This is a genomic window from Paracoccus broussonetiae (assembly GCF_031854425.1).
GTDB lineage: Bacteria > Pseudomonadota > Alphaproteobacteria > Rhodobacterales > Rhodobacteraceae > Paracoccus > Paracoccus broussonetiae.
The window spans coordinates 74,943-87,269 of record NZ_JAVRQI010000019.1 but is presented as its reverse complement, the minus strand read 5'-3'; the positions used below and the strand labels follow the sequence as shown (position 1 = coordinate 87,269).

The following is a 12,327-nucleotide window of genomic DNA, read 5'->3' as shown; positions in this document are numbered from 1 at the left end:
CAGGCGTATGCCTAAGCCTCCATGATTATGCCCAAGTGTCCGGTCGAAAAGGGGGCCAGTTCAACCCCCCCGAGACCGGGATGCCGCCGGCGACGCTTTGCGGCAGGGTCGGGTCGCGCCGGCGCATGCTGGGGGTCGGTGTCTAGGACGGGCGTTGCGCCTTACGGACGATCTCGGTCCGTCCGCGCTTAGTCAATTCCTCGGAACCGGGGATCGAGCAGGGGAAAAGCAGATAGGTGCTTTCATCCCGGACCAGAAATGCGCGCTCGAGGTGACATTTGCGGCGCGTGTCCTTCGTCGGGTCGATCTGATAGACTTGACCCAGATCCGCAATTAAAGGGCCGCAACACAGACTGGCCATCCCATGGTCTTGCAGTTCTGCGAGGTAGGGCTACTCGTCATGCCAAATAACGCGCTGGATTTACGACACCGATGCCCTCCCGCATCGATAAACAAAGCCCACGGCGATCGCAGGCCACATAGCTTGGATCTGAGCACAGCCAAGAAGACTCAAAGGAAGATATTGAAAAAGATCAGAGTGACCGTCTCCGCTCGTACTCCCATGGCCTTCTCACCTGTCGAAACGTCGTCGGTTTATTCCGGGACGACAGCATCGGGCGTCTACTATGCAAGGTGCTGCCCTCCGTCGACGCAGATCATTTTGCCCCGTCACTGACCGCGCCCTGAGCAGGTAGGAAACTGCGTTCGAAATTTCTTCGGGATCGGGGCCACGTTGAAGAAGGATCGCCTGTGATTGCCGAGCGAAGTCCGCCTCTGCTTGCCGCGCGCCCGGCAGAGCTGGCGCTCGAAACGCCAATTACTTATTACATAACTCGGATTACCCCGTAAAAAGGTAGCATAATACCGCAACCTCTCTTCCTTGAGCTATTGGTGATACCGAATTGGCCGAGATAACGGTTGGCAAAATATCATTCCGGTACGTTTGACAAGGCTACGGCATGTTGTAGAAGTCAAATCTAACAGGGTGCTGAAAAACTCCAGCCTCGACGCCCTTCATGGAACATGATTCATCGCTACCACGGCATGGACGGAGCTGGCGATGCGCGGATCAGACGAGGTTACAGGATCACTGTTCAGCTACGTCGATCTTGAGGAGCGGATCCCGGCGCGGCATCCACTGCGCAAGATCAGGTCCGTCGTCAACGATGCGCTGCGTTCCCTGGATGGCGAGTTCGGCCGGCTCTACGCCGGTGAGGGCCGTCCCTCCATCGCACCGGAACGGCTGATCAGGGCCAGCCTGCTTCAGATCCTATATTCGATCCGATCCGAGCGGCAGCTTATGGAACAGATGGATTACAACTTGCTGTTCCGTTGGTTCGTGGGCCTGGGCATCGACGATGCGGTCTGGGTTCCGACGGTGTTCACGAAGAACCGCGATCGGTTGCTGACGACGGATATGTCCCGCAAGATCATGGCCGCCATCCTGGCGCATCGAGAGGTAGCGCCGCTGCTGTCCGACGATCACTTCTCAGTCGATGGCACGCTAGTGGAGGCCTGGGCCTCGATGAAGAGCTTCCAGCCGAAGAGCAACGAGGTGCCCAACGGGGACGACGATCCGGGTGATCCGCCAGGTGACCGTATATCGCCAACATCCTCCCCTGACCAATCCACCGTTGAGCCCGAACCGATGACCCGCCCAAGACAACGCAGTCGCAACGCCGAAGTCGATTTCCGTGGAGAAAGGCGCTCCAACGCGACCCATGCGTCGATGACCGATCCGGCGACCCGGCTGTTCAAGAAGTCTCCTGGCGCCGGTGCAATGCTGTGCTTCATGGGGCATAGCCTGATGGAGAACCGTTCCGGCCTGATCGTGCAGGCCGATCTCACACGGGCGGATGGACACGCCGAACGCCGTGCCGCCATCGATATGCTTCATCGCCACTCCCCCGGATCGACACGACGTCTGACCTTGGCAACCGACCGCGGCTACGACAGCGCCGACTTCGTCGCCGAACTCCGCCAGATGGTGGTGACGCCGCATGTCGCGCAAAAGTCCCGCCATTCAGCCATCGACGGACGAACCACCCGGCACCCCGGCTACGCTAAATCCCAGCGGCGCCGGAAAAGATCGAGGAGCCCTTCGGCTGGGCTAAGACCGTCGGCGGCATGGCACAGACCCTCTATCGGGGCATCGAGCGCGTGCGGGCCCGTTTCACGCTGACAATGGTAGCCCCACCCAGCATCCGCGTAGAGGGAAACCGTTCCTCGGGGCGGCCTTTTTCAGCACCCTGCTCTCATGATCGTTGTCAAGCCTTTGCTCCATAGCACCTATTCCGGCTTACGCCGGACGCGTTGAGATGTTGATGCGCAAGGTAGGAGACGGAACTGAGACGACGGTTGAGCAAGCTCTCATGCGCGGGTTGGTTACCGCATTACCGTGGTTTTGTCTTGGGCTACCTCGGTCTAAAAGCGAGCGTCGACATGTCGGCTCATAACAGGGCACGAGGATTCCCCACCGCGTTCCGCCCCCAACCTTGCGCATCTACGGGATCAGGGCGTTGTTTTCTTCGCTGGCCGCAGTTCAGCGGCCTTGGACCGGCGTCACGGCCCGAGCGATGGCCCAGATGAAGCCGACCATTTCGCGCGCTATGGCCGTGGTGACGACGACCTTGGCTTTTCCTGCCGCAACCAGATGACGATAGCGCTGGCACATCCGCAACTGTCCCTTCCAGGCGATGTCACGGGCCGCCGTGGGCAATCCCTCCAGCCTGTCATGGAGCTTGCGGCTGACACGGGCCTGCATGCGATAGCTCCAGGCCCCTTCGATCAGGGCCCGCCGCGCGAGACCGCTGCCGGCTTTGGTGATGCCGCCCCGGCGCTGGCTTGAACCGCTGGAATGCTCCGAGGGCGTAAGCCCCAGATAGGCCATCAACTGGCGCGGGTTGCCTCGGGGTCGACGCCCTTGCACGAACTGGCGAGTTCGACCAGCAGGAAAAAGGGGCCATTCGCCTTGATCGGTCGGGACAGCGCGGGCACATGGCGCAAAAGCATCTCGAACCCGGTTTCGCTGAAGAACTCGGTGGCCACCAGCATCTCGCCCGCCTCGCGACGCAGGTCCGCACCCAGTTTCAGCGCAGTTTCCAGATCGGCGACCGCCAGCAGCGCGGTGGCCTTGGCCCGCGGCGCGGGATGCAGACGCAGGATCGCCCGGGTGACGACGCCCAGACGGCCCTCGGCCCCGCAGAAAAGCTTGCGCAGTTGCAGGCCGGCATTGTCCTTGATCAGCGCGCGCATCCCATCCCAGACCGAGCCGTCGGGCAGCACCACCTCAAGCCCCAGGACCTGCGCCTCGATCATGCCGTAGCGCGCGGCAAGGCTGCCGCCGGCATTCGTCGCGATCAACCCGCCGATCTGGGCGCTGCCTTCCGAGCCAAGGTGCAGCGGAAACATCAGGCCCTGCTCTCCCACCGCATCATGCAGGTTCTGCAGGACCACGCCCGCGTCGACCGTCGCCGTCATCCCGATCGGGTCGATCACATGAATTCGGATCATCCGGGCAAGCGAAAGGATTATTCCCTGCGCCTGGGCCGACAGGACGCTGCCGCCGTTCAATCCGGTATTGCCGCCCTGTGGCGTCACCGTCAGCCCCATTTCCCGGGCAAGCGTCAGGACCGCGGCGACTTCGCTGGTCGTGGCAGGCAGGGCAACGCCCAGCGGCGTCTCGCCGTGCCGGTCCAGCCAGTCGCGGGCGTGGGGCCGCATCTCCTCGGCGGTGGAGCGCCAGCCGGAAGGCCCCAGCAGTTTCAAAAACCGATCGCGCATCATTCGCCCTCCGCATTGCCGAACCGGTCCGCTTTTGGCCGCCGGGGCGGTCGGGCGCAATTCCGAAGCGCGTGCGGCATCATAAGCATGGGCTATGGGACCTTGCCTTGCCGGGCGGCGGTGCTAGCACTTTCCCAAACAGGAGGGATTTGCATGACTGATCTGGACACCCTGCAAGGCGCCATCGCCTTTGTCGGATTCGGCGAGGCCGCCGAGGCATTCGCGACCGGCTGGGGTTCCGACGCGGCGGGGCGAGTATGCGCCTTCGACACGAAATGCGACGATCCCGCCGCCGCCGCCCTGCCGCAGACGCGGGCCGCGCGTTCGGGCGTGACACTGGGCGCAAGCCGGGCCGAAGCGCTGTCCGCGGCCACGGTCGTCTTCAGCCTGGTGACCGCCGATCGCGCCCTCGAGGCGGCGACGCAATCCGCCGCCTTCCTTGCGCCGGGGGCGTTCTGGTTCGACGGCAACAGTTGCTCGCCCGGGGCGAAACAGCGGGCGGGCGGGATCGTCGAGGCGGCGGGCGGACGCTATGTCGACATGGCGATCATGGCCCCGGTCCATCCGAAACTGCATCGCACGCCACTGCTGATCGCCGGCCCGCATGCCGCCGATGCCGCCCCGGTTCTGGCGGCGCTGGACATGCAGGCGACGGTCGCGGGCGATGTCGTGGGCGACGCCTCCTCGATCAAGATGATCCGTTCGGTGATGATCAAGGGGATGGAGGCGCTGACCGCTGAATGCCTGCTTGCCGCGCGCCGTGCCGGGGTCGAGGCGCAGGTCCTTGCCTCGCTTCAGGCGTCGAATCCCGGCATCGAATGGCCCAAACAGGCCGCCTACAATCCTGAACGGATGATGGTTCATGGGCGCCGTCGCGCCGCCGAGATGCGAGAGGTGGCGGCAACGCTTTCCGAACTGGGCCTGCCCAACGCGCTGGCTGCGGCGACCGCCGACTGGCAGCAACGCGTCGGCGATCTGGAGCTGGCGGCAGGAGACGCGGAATTCGCATCCCGCGCCGATGCGCTCCTGGAAAGGCTCTGACCCTTTCGGTCGCAAAATGAAGCGCCAGTTCTCGCGGGTCGCAACGACCGGAACACCTCGAATGTAGCTGGCGTGGCGACAAGCCCCGGCTCGGCATCCGAACGTTGGACCCGGGCGCCGGAATGGGCCGCTCCCAGAAAAGCGTAGTGGTCGCGGTGGGCATCAACGTCCCGGAGCGTCGCGACAGGCGCGGCGCAGCAAAGGACCATGCTGACCCAGCGCACCTAACGCACGCCTTAGTAAAGCGGTGCCAGCGCAGGACGCCAGGAACGCGATTTGCGCCGCAATTGTCGTCACTTACAAAGGCGACTAAAACCAGTGTGCATGACCTGAACCCACCGCAACTGCGCCACCAGTTGAGAGGACACGAATGCGCCATGACGCTGCCATTGTCATTATGCTAGAAGCTGAAGTTGCACGGATCGCACACGCCGTTGCGGACAGAGGTGGTCGCAAAAACTCGGGCAGGGCTAAGTTTTAGCGCCTAAGGCCGACCAGAAATGACGAAACGCAAACGCTATTCTGCGGAGTTCAACGCGAAGGTGGCTCGTGAGGCCATCCGCGAGGAAAGACGAGGCTGAGCTGGCGAAGAAATACGATATCCATCCGACATGATCAGTGATTGGACACGCCCCGCGATCGAGAACATGGCGGCCGCCGTCGGCGGCGCTTCATCCGCCGAGCCGCAGTTCTCAGCTGGTGAGATCGAGAAGTTGTATACCAAGATGTACCAGGTTTTTCATCGAGCAGAATTTACGGCACTCTCGCCTCCGGACCGGAAGCGGTAATCCGCGCCAGATAATCGATCATCGCTCTGACGCGGGCCGGAAGATGGCGTCCCGCCGGGAAGATGACGGAGACGGCATGACCCTCGACCTGATAGGGCTCAAGGACCGGGCACAGCCTGCCTGCCTGCAGATCGTGACGCAGCGCCCACCACGAGGAGTGAACGATGCCGAGACCCATGACCGCGGCCTCGCGCAGAGCATCGCCGTTGTAGACGGCCAGATTTCCCGACACCCTGATGCGTTGTCGGCTGGCAGAGTCGCTTCTGAAGGTCCAGTCTAGGCCGAATCGGCCGTGGATGCAGTTGTGATGCATCAGGTCTTCCGGCTTCTGGGGAATGCCGTGCCGTTCCAGATATTCGGGCGAGGCAGCGGTGATCATCGGGCCTCGGGTAAGCTGCCGTCGCATGATGCTTGAATCGCCAAGCTCACCCGTATGCACGCCCAGATCGAAGCCCTGCTCTATCAGGTCGACGGGCCGGTCGCTGAAATGCACTTGCAGGTTAACGTCCGGGTAAAGCTCATAGAATTCGGCCAGCGCGGGCACCAGCGTCAGCCGTCCGAACAGGTTCGGCACGACCATGCGGACGGTGCCCTGGACCGATTTGCTGACCACACGCATCATGCTTTCGGTTTCGTTGATGTCCTGAAGGATCCGCTTGGCCCGCTCGAACAATTCCTGCCCGGATTCGGTCAGGACCAGTTGCCGGGTCGTGCGATTGAAAAGACGCACGCGCAACTCGTCCTCCAGTCGGCTGATGGTTTTAGTGACCGTGGATGCAGAGGTTCCAAGCTTCTTGGCTGCCGCGGTGAAACTGCCCTGTTCGCAGACCGTGACGAAGGAGTGGAAGGCGGCGAATTTGTTCATGGCGTTCCAACTTTCCGGAATATTCTTCACAGGTAATGTTCTAACTAGTGCAATTTTGTCCTGCAACACTCCTCGCTATACCGAAAAAAGAAGTTAAGGCGGAGTGACGCATGCAGGATATTTTCGTTCAGACATCCCAGGGCCGGATCCATCTGCTGACCGCCGGCGCAGGAACTCCGCTGCTGCTTCTGCACAGCAATGGCGGATCGGCCTATGAATACGAGCATGTGATCGACGCGCTTGCCGAACGCTTCCAGGTCTACGCCTGGGACATGCCCGGACAGGGCGACAGCGATCCGCTGATGCGGCACATGTCCGTGAGGGAATATGCCGACGCGGTCATCGAGGTGATGGATGCCTTGGGCATCGACCGCGCCATCGTCTCCGGCGCCTCGATCGGGGGGGCGATCTGCGTGGCCCTCGGCGCCCATCACCCGCAGCGGTTCGAGCGTATCTTCGTGGTGGAATGCCCGTTCCGGTCGCCCGAGGAATGGAAAGGCAACTGGCACAATACCGAGGCGAATTACGCGCCCGTTACCCAGTCCCGGGAAAAGGTCGCGCCCCGGTTGCGCGACGCGACCCCCGAACTGATGCAGCGCTGGAACATCGACCGCGCCAAGGCGGGGTCCAAGACCTGTCTCAGCGTGATGTGGGCGCTTCGCGAATATGACATCGCCGCTGATCTGGAACGGTTTCCCGCCGGGCAGGTGCTGGTCTTTGGCGACCGCAGCCCGACCGTCGGAAAGACCGGGAAATTCAATGCCGTGCTCACGGATGCGCGGACGCACATCATCGAAAACTGCGGGCATTTCCCGATGATCGACGATCCCGAGAGGTTCGTGGACATCATCGCGCAAGAATGCCTGCAAGCCGCTGCTCAGGAGAAATGACATGAGACTCGGTTACTTCGCCATGCCGATGCACCCGATGCACCGGCCCTGGGCGGAAACACTCGACGAGGACCGCAACGCCGTCATTCTGGCCGATGAACTGGGCTTCTATGACGCCTTCATCGGCGAGCATCTGACCGACCGGGTCGAGAACATTACCTCGAGCATCCTGTTTCAGGCCTCGCTGATCCATTCGACCACGAATATCAAGCTGGCGACGGGGACGACCAACCTCTCCTACATGCACCCGACGCTGATCGCGTCGAACGCGGCGATGTTCGACCATATGTCGAGGGGACGGTTCATCTTCGGGATCAGCCCCGGCAACCTGCGCTCGGATGCCGAGGCGCTTGGCCAGCTCGATCAGGATCGCGGCAAGATGTTCGCCGAGGCGATCGACGTGATCCTTGAGATATGGAACCGCGAGGCGCCCTATCGCATCGACCTGCCCGACAACCGCTTCAAGGTCACGACCGAGCAGACGGCATGGCCGGAAATGGGCATCGGCCATCTGGGCAAGCCCTATCAGCTTCCCCGGCCCGAGATCGTCGGCACGGTGGTCGCCCCCTTCTCGCCGGGCGTCGTCCTGATGGGCAAGCGCGACTTCCATCCCCTTTCGGCGAATTTCCTCCAGTCGAAATGGGCCAAGACGCATTGGGACAATTACGCACAGGGCAAGGAGTCGGTCGGCGCGGTCGCCGATCCCTCGGACTGGCGCGTGGCGCGCACGGTCTTTGTCGCCGATGACGAGGCAACCGCGCAGCGCTATGGCGGCGCAGACCTGCGCAGCCCTTACCGCTTCTATTACAACCAGATGCTGACCAAGTTCACCAAGATCGGTCGCCTGCCGCTGTTCAAGGAAGCGCGCGAGCAGCCGGACGAGGAAATCACCCTCGACTATGTGCTCGACAAGCTTGTCATCCGCGGCACCGTGGATAGCGTGGTCGACCAGATCCTGGCGCTGCGCGAGCAGATCGGCGATTTCGGCGAACTCGTCTATGCCGGCATGGACTGGGTCGAGCCCGCTTTGGCCAGGCGCTCGATGCAACTGATGGCCGAGGAGGTCATGCCGCGTGTCAATGCCGCCATCGCCCGCGCCGAAACCGGCGTCGGCGCGACCTCGGCGGCCATGCACGCGCGCTGAACAAGACAATGAAGGATAAGGCATGAACGGCGCGGAAAGTCTGGTCAGAACTCTGGTTGGGTCGGGGGTCGATGTCTGTTTCGCCAATCCCGGCACGTCCGAGATGCATTTCGTCTCGGCGCTGGACCGCACCGAGGGCATGCGCTCGGTGCTGGTGCTGTTCGAAGGCAGCGCCACCGGGGCGGCGGACGGCTATTTCAGGATGACCGGGCGACCGGCCTCGACGCTGCTTCATCTGGGGCCGGGCCTCGCGAACGGGTTGTCGAACATCCACAACGCCCGCAAGGCGGCGTCGGGGATGGTCAATGTCATCGGCGAGCATGCGACTTGGCATCTGGAGTTCGATGCCCCCCTCGCCTCGGACATCGAGGGGCTGGCGCGGCCGCTATCCGACTGGGTCCATACCTCGCGCGGGGCGGATGCCATCGGCGGGGATGCCGCCCGCGCCATCGAGGTGGCGCGCCGCTCGGGCATCGCATCGCTGATTTTGCCGGGGGATACCGCCTGGAACGAAGGCGGGCGCGTGGCGAGCCTTTCCGCGGCCGACCAGCAGGACGCCGTGGATTTCGACGCGGTCGAGGCCGCGGCGCGCGCCCTGCGTTCCGGTCAGAAATCCATGTTGCTGATCGGCGGCCAGTCGATGCGGGGCGAGGCGCTGGAACTGGCGGGTCGCATCGCGGGGCGCACGGGCGCGACGCTCGCGACCCAGTTCTTCAGCGCCCGGACCGAGCGCGGCGCGGGTCGCGTCACGGCCTTGCGCATCCCCTATAATGTCGATGCCGCGCTGAAGGCGCTGGCCGAGTTCCGGCAGATCGTCACGGTCGAGACGCGCGAGCCTGTCTCGTTCTTTGCCTATCCCGACAAGCCCAGCCAGATGAAGCATCCCGATACGCAGGTGACCGAGCTTTCACCGCGCGGTCTGAACGGGCTGGCGGCGCTGCGCGCTCTGGCAGATGCGGTCGGCGCCCTGCCCCGCCATGCGCAGGTTCAGCAGCGTGTCGAGGACGGGCTGCCGTCTGGCGAACTGAACCCCGTCAGCATCGCCCGCATTCTGGGTGCCCTCATCCCGGAAAATGCCATCGTGGTCGACGAATCCGTCACCACCGGGCGCGAGAGTTTCGCGCTGACCGCAGGCGCCCGACCGCATGACTGGCTGCAGAACATGGGCGGATCGATCGGCTTCGGGATGCCGGTCGCGACCGGCGCGGCGATCGCCTGCCCCGACCGGCGGGTCATCAGCCTCTCCGGCGACGGCTGCGCGATGTATATGCCCCAGACCCTGTGGACGCAGGCGCGCGAGGGGCTGGACATCACTGCGATCATCTTCGCCAACCGCGCCTATCAGATCCTGCGGCAGGAATTTGCCGGCGTGGGCGCGGGCGAGCCGGGCGAGAAGGCGCGCGCCATGCTCTCGATCGACAATCCGACGCTGGATTTCGTGGGCATGTCGAAAAGCATGGGCGTTCCCGCCGAAAGCGTCACCGATTGCGAGGGGCTGATCGCCGCCTTGCAGCGCCGGTTGACCGAACCCGGACCGAACCTGATCGAAGTCATCCTGTAATTTCGGAATTTCAGGAACGAATGATTTGATCATTGAAGATATTATCGCTCGGCCCTTGCGGTGCCATTCTGGTCAGGAAGCCACCCTCTCGAAACGGAGAAAGACGATGGCCCAAGTCACCGATCCGGCCCAGTTCCGCCAGACCATGTCCTGCTTCGCGACCGGGGTCGCGATCCTGACCACCGCCCATGACGGCCGGCGCTTCGGGATGACCATCAACTCGTTGACCTCGGTTTCCCTCGATCCGGCGCAGATTCTGGTCTGCATCAATCACGGCAGCCCGACGGGCGAGGCGATCAAGAACAGCGGCAATTTCGCCGTCAGCCTGCTGGCCCATGACCAGACCGCGGCCGCCAGAAGCTTTGTCGGGCGCGATGCCGCGCGCTTCAACGCGACGTCCTGCACCGATGATGCCTCAGGCGTTCCGCTGGTCGATGGCGCGCTGGCCACGGTCATCTGCCGGTTGGGCAATGTCGTGAGCAGCGGCGACCACGAGATCCTGATCGGTGAAGTCACTACCTGCCTGCGCGGCGACGGCGATCCGCTGGTGTTCTTCGCGGGCCAGTTCGGCGGTTTTCGGGCCGGTGCGCCGCATGGCGATATGCAAAGGGGAGTTGCATGACGGAAGACGGAAAAGGATCGGCGCCGGTCGCGCTGGTGACGGGCGCATCCTACGGGATCGGCGCGGCGGCGGCGCTGCGGCTGGCGCGGGATGGCTATGACCTCGCGCTTTTCGACCTCGAGACAGCGATGCTGGAGGAAACCGCTGCCCAGATCCGGGCGCTCGGCCGCCAGGTTCTGACCACGGCGCTGGATCTGCGCGACGATGCCAGCATCGCGGCGGGCATCGACGCGGCGCTGGCACGGTTCGGACGGATCGACCTGCTGGTCAACAATGCCGGCATCCCCTTCCGCAAGCCCGCGCTGGAGGTCGGGCGCGAGGAGTTCAACCGGGTGATGGATATCAACCTCGCCGGCACCTTCGTGATGTCGCGCGAATTCGCGGCCCGGCTCATCGCGGCGGGGCGGCCCGGCGCCATCATCTCGATCGCCTCGACCCACGGCCTGCACGGCGTTCCGGAAAGCTCGACCTACGGCATCGCGAAGGCGGGCGTCGGGCATATGACGCGGATGCTGGCGATCGAATGGGCGGGCCACGGCATTCGCGTCAGCGCGGTTGCGCCGGGCTCGACCGTGACGCCGACGCGCAAGGGCCTCTCCGATCCGGCCAAGCGCGACGCGTTGATGGCGCGCTTCCCGCTGGGCCGTTTCGGCGAACCCGAGGATGTGGCGGATGCCGTCTCCTATCTGGCCGGCGCGGACTTCGTCACCGGCCACGTGCTGGTCGTGGACGGCGGATTGACCGCGAAATGACGGACAAGGGAACGAACATGACCGCCACGCCCTCGCGCTACCGCTTCCTGCTGATCCAGGGTTTCCGGCTCCCGGCGGACAGCCCCTATCTGCATCGCAAGCTCGACGGTCCGAAGGAGCAGACCGTGATGGACTATCCCATCCTCGCCCCGATGCTGGAGGGGGTCGACTGGGAGGTGCATGGCGGCGCGCTGACCACCTATGGCAACTGGCCGGTCGAGAACCGGCAGGAGTTCATGCATTCCGGTCTGGCGCGCCTGCCCATCGTGCGCGAGGCCTGCGAGAGCGGAAAATACAACGCCATCGTCCTTCTGGGCGGGGGCGAGCCGGGCTTTCACGAAGCCTGCGAGATCGCCCGGCCCTATGGCATCCCGGTTTCGTCCTGCGCATGGTCGCAGATGCATGTCGCGACGATGCTGGGCAGCAGGTTCGGGGTCATCGACCTCGCCGAAAGCCACAGCAGCTATTACGCCAACCTGATCCTGCAACACCGGATGGACCGGCGCTGCGCCTCGATCCGCCTGATCTACTTCCCCCATGACCGCCCCGGCTGCCCCTCGGGCCGGCCATTGCATGAGGAACGCGCCAAGGCCCGCGCCGGCGAGCGTTCAGAGGCCGTCGAGGAAGCGGTCGAGCAGGCCGTCGCCGCTATCGAGGAAGACGGCGCGGAGGTCATCTTCATGAGCTGCTCGGGCCTCTTCTGGCTGCAACCCTTCATCCAGTCGCGGCTGGACGAGATGGGCTGGGAGGTGCCGGTGCTGCATGGCTACAAATGCGCGATCTCGATGGCGAAGGCCATGGTCGACATGGGGGTGACGGCAAGCGGGCTGAAATATCCCGGCGACCGGCCCGGACGCCGCCGCCGCAAGAAGCTGGTCTGA

9 protein-coding genes and 2 pseudogenes are annotated in these 12,327 nt (G+C 63.8%); 8 read left to right on the top strand and 3 right to left on the bottom strand.

What is annotated here, in order from left to right; translation table 11 throughout:
• Positions 1-1,060 precede the first annotated feature (1,060 nt).
• Positions 1,061-2,286: pseudogene (locus RM190_RS20515) on the top strand (IS5 family transposase).
• A 256-nt stretch (positions 2,287-2,542) separates the two neighbouring features.
• Here the strand turns inward: RM190_RS20515 and RM190_RS20510 are convergent.
• Both RM190_RS20510 and RM190_RS20505 read right to left on the bottom strand, forming a co-directional pair.
• Positions 2,543-2,905: pseudogene (locus RM190_RS20510) on the bottom strand (transposase); the annotation flags it as partial.
• On the bottom strand, positions 2,890-3,723 hold the full coding sequence (locus tag RM190_RS20505; protein ID WP_311761342.1) for an FAD-binding oxidoreductase: 834 nt from the start codon (positions 3,721-3,723) through the stop codon (positions 2,890-2,892). The pseudogene RM190_RS20510 and the gene RM190_RS20505, both read right to left, overlap by 16 nt.
• A 213-nt stretch (positions 3,724-3,936) precedes the next feature.
• Here RM190_RS20505 and RM190_RS20500 point away from each other — a divergent pair, with 213 nt between their 5' ends.
• Positions 3,937-4,824, top strand: a complete 888-nt coding sequence (locus RM190_RS20500; protein WP_311761340.1) for an NAD(P)-dependent oxidoreductase — start codon at positions 3,937-3,939, stop codon at positions 4,822-4,824.
• Between the two features lie 753 nt (positions 4,825-5,577).
• Here RM190_RS20500 and RM190_RS20495 read toward each other — a convergent pair.
• On the bottom strand, positions 5,578-6,477 hold the full coding sequence (locus RM190_RS20495) for a LysR family transcriptional regulator (protein WP_311761339.1): 900 nt from the start codon (positions 6,475-6,477) through the stop codon (positions 5,578-5,580).
• A gap of 110 nt (positions 6,478-6,587) precedes the next feature.
• Between RM190_RS20495 and RM190_RS20490 the strand changes: the two genes are divergently transcribed.
• The 6 genes from RM190_RS20490 (at position 6,588) to RM190_RS20465 (ending at position 12,327) form a co-directional block, all read left to right on the top strand.
• Positions 6,588-7,367 (top strand): alpha/beta fold hydrolase, encoded by a 780-nt coding sequence (locus RM190_RS20490; protein WP_311761338.1) that lies wholly within the window; start codon positions 6,588-6,590, stop codon positions 7,365-7,367.
• 1 nt (position 7,368) lies between these two features.
• Positions 7,369-8,511 carry an LLM class flavin-dependent oxidoreductase gene (locus RM190_RS20485; RefSeq protein WP_311761337.1) on the top strand — a complete coding sequence of 381 codons (1,143 nt, stop codon included), beginning with the start codon at positions 7,369-7,371 and terminating at the stop codon, positions 8,509-8,511.
• Positions 8,512-8,533: 22 nt separating this feature from the next.
• On the top strand, positions 8,534-10,072 hold the full coding sequence (locus RM190_RS20480; protein ID WP_311761336.1) for an acetolactate synthase large subunit: 1,539 nt from the start codon (positions 8,534-8,536) through the stop codon (positions 10,070-10,072).
• A 106-nt stretch (positions 10,073-10,178) separates the two neighbouring features.
• Complete coding sequence (locus RM190_RS20475; protein ID WP_311761335.1) at positions 10,179-10,694, top strand: flavin reductase family protein; 516 nt, start codon at positions 10,179-10,181, stop codon at positions 10,692-10,694.
• A complete protein-coding gene (locus RM190_RS20470) occupies positions 10,691-11,446 on the top strand; it encodes an SDR family NAD(P)-dependent oxidoreductase (protein WP_311761334.1) in 756 nt (251 codons plus the stop codon). The genes RM190_RS20475 and RM190_RS20470 overlap by 4 nt, the downstream gene beginning before the upstream one ends.
• Positions 11,443-12,327, top strand: a complete 885-nt coding sequence (locus tag RM190_RS20465) for an aspartate/glutamate racemase family protein (RefSeq protein WP_311761333.1) — start codon at positions 11,443-11,445, stop codon at positions 12,325-12,327. The genes RM190_RS20470 and RM190_RS20465 overlap by 4 nt, the downstream gene beginning before the upstream one ends.

Excerpts from the sequence above, each read along its gene's own strand:
- RM190_RS20505 (WP_311761342.1), bottom strand. The coding sequence starts at position 3,723 with ATGCGGCCCCACGCCCGCGACTGGCTGGACCGGCACGGCGAGACGCCG.
- RM190_RS20500 (WP_311761340.1), top strand. The coding sequence starts at position 3,937 with ATGACTGATCTGGACACCCTGCAAGGCGCCATCGCCTTTGTCGGATTC.
- RM190_RS20495 (WP_311761339.1), bottom strand. The coding sequence starts at position 6,477 with ATGAACAAATTCGCCGCCTTCCACTCCTTCGTCACGGTCTGCGAACAG.
- RM190_RS20490 (WP_311761338.1), top strand. The coding sequence starts at position 6,588 with ATGCAGGATATTTTCGTTCAGACATCCCAGGGCCGGATCCATCTGCTG.
- RM190_RS20485 (WP_311761337.1), top strand. The coding sequence starts at position 7,369 with ATGAGACTCGGTTACTTCGCCATGCCGATGCACCCGATGCACCGGCCC.
- RM190_RS20480 (WP_311761336.1), top strand. The coding sequence starts at position 8,534 with ATGAACGGCGCGGAAAGTCTGGTCAGAACTCTGGTTGGGTCGGGGGTC.
- RM190_RS20475 (WP_311761335.1), top strand. The coding sequence starts at position 10,179 with ATGGCCCAAGTCACCGATCCGGCCCAGTTCCGCCAGACCATGTCCTGC.
- RM190_RS20470 (WP_311761334.1), top strand. The coding sequence starts at position 10,691 with ATGACGGAAGACGGAAAAGGATCGGCGCCGGTCGCGCTGGTGACGGGC.
- RM190_RS20465 (WP_311761333.1), top strand. The coding sequence starts at position 11,443 with ATGACGGACAAGGGAACGAACATGACCGCCACGCCCTCGCGCTACCGC.